This is a genomic window from Myxococcus sp. CA039A (assembly GCF_013336645.1).
Lineage (GTDB): Bacteria > Myxococcota > Myxococcia > Myxococcales > Myxococcaceae > Myxococcus > Myxococcus llanfairpwllgwyngyllgogerychwyrndrobwllllantysiliogogogochensis.
Genome location: NZ_JABUMQ010000644.1, coordinates 1 through 1,680 on the forward strand (window position 1 = coordinate 1; position 1,680 = coordinate 1,680).

Consider the following 1,680-nt stretch of genomic DNA (forward strand, 5'->3'; position numbering starts at 1 on the left):
GGGAAGGGGGGCGCTTGGGTCCGACATTCGTCGGTGCTTGAGCACGGGACTTCCCGCGCCGTCAAGGCGCCGCGAGGGCTCGGAGGGAGGGCGTGCGGCGCGAGCGCCTCCTGGACCGACGCCTCGCGCGGCTCAGAGTCCCGCGAGCCGCGCCAGCACGCGGGTGGTGTCCTTCTCCAGGAAGTCGACCAGCTCCGGCGCGCGCGAGTGCCGGATGAGGGGCGCGTTCTGTCCCGCCCACAGCGAGAGGAGGTCTTCGCGCCCCTGACGGGTCGCCGCCTGCCGCAGCGGCTGGGTGAACCAGTTCTGCACCGGGTAGGGCGGGACGTCGTGTTCGTGAGGCGTCATCTCCCGCAGGAAGCGGTTCTTGATGCCGCGCGCATAGCGTCCGGAGAAGACGCGCGTCAGCACCGTGGCGCGCGCGGACTCCTGGCGCAGCGCTTTGCGATAGACGTCACTGGCGTTGGACTCCTCGCATGCGAGGAAGGCGGTGCCCACCTGGACGCCCTCGGCTCCCAGCGCCAGGGCCGTGGCCACCGACCTGCCGTCGGCGATGCCACCCGAGGCGATGACGGGCGTGCGCACCTGGTCCACCAGCTGAGGCACCAGCGCCGTCGTCGCGGGGGACTCGTCCGCGGGCCTGAGGAACGAGGCCCGGTGTCCACCCGCCTCGCTGCCCGACGCGACGATGAGGTCCACCCCCGCGCGCTCCAGCGCGAGCCCCTCGTCCACGTTCGTCGCCGTCCCCACCGTGAGGATTCCGGAGGCCCGGCACGCATCCAGGATGCGCGCCGACGGGATGCCGAAGATGAAGCTGAACACCGGCGGCTTGAGCGCGAGCACCGCGTCAAGCTGCGCGTCGTAGTCCTGGGAGAAGGCGCTGGGGTAAGTGGGCGCGGGCAGGCCCAGCTCGTCGTACCAGGGCTTCAGCCGGGCGACGTTCGCCTGGAACTCCTCCGGCGTGGGGCGCAGCTCCCGCTCCCCTTCCAGCGGGACCCACAGGTTGATGGCGAACGGCCGCGAGGTGAGCCCCCGCAGCTCCCGGACGGTGTCCTCGATGTGCGACGCGCTCAGGTGGTGCGCGCCGAACGAGCCCAGCCCTCCCGCCTCGGACACCGCCGCCGCCAGCCGCGTCGACGACATGCCTCCGCCAAACGGCCCCTGGATGAGGGGGAGCCGGGTTCCAAGCATCCGTGCCACTCGTGTCTCGGTCCACATGGGAAGGCCCTCGCGCCGTCGTGTGCGCCGCTGTCCTAGCGACGAGGGGCCTGCCCCGCGACCCGATGTCCGGACAGGCGGGCGCTCGGGGTCTTTTCCGGATAACCGCGAGGAGAAGCCGCGCTTGTGGCGAGGGCGCCTGCCACGGGGCAACGAGCGCTTGCCCCGGCGGGGGGCGGGTGCAACCCTGCCGCGCCGCTCGATTCTCCAAAGGAACTTGATGATGCAAGCACCGGGACCGACGCTTGAAACCGCGCGCCTCATCCTGCGCCCGACGGCACGGGAGGACTTCGAGGGCTTCGTGGCCCTGATGGCCGACCCCGACTCCTCGCGCCACATCGGTGGCCTCCAGCCCCGCTCCGTCGTCTGGCGGGCCATGAGCTCCATGGCGGGGAGCTGGGCGCTCCAGGGCTTTGGCATGTTCTCCGTGCTGGAGCGCTCCACGGGCAGGTGGGTGGGCCG

At 71.9% G+C, this 1,680-nt stretch carries 2 protein-coding genes; one reads left to right on the forward strand and one right to left on the reverse strand.

Annotation, left to right across the window (positions count from 1 at the left end; translation table 11 throughout):
* Positions 1–132: 132 nt before the first annotated feature.
* Positions 133–1,191 (reverse strand): nitronate monooxygenase family protein, encoded by a 1,059-nt coding sequence (locus HR086_RS46705; protein WP_254626772.1) that lies wholly within the window; start codon positions 1,189–1,191, stop codon positions 133–135.
* 250 nt (positions 1,192–1,441) lie between these two features.
* On the opposite strand from HR086_RS46705, the gene HR086_RS46710 reads away from it, so the two are divergent.
* A partial coding sequence (locus tag HR086_RS46710; RefSeq protein WP_174468895.1) for a GNAT family N-acetyltransferase occupies positions 1,442–1,680 on the forward strand: 239 nt, incomplete at its 3' end.

Excerpts from the sequence above, each read along its gene's own strand:
- HR086_RS46705 (WP_254626772.1), bottom strand. The coding sequence starts at position 1,191 with ATGCTTGGAACCCGGCTCCCCCTCATCCAGGGGCCGTTTGGCGGAGGC.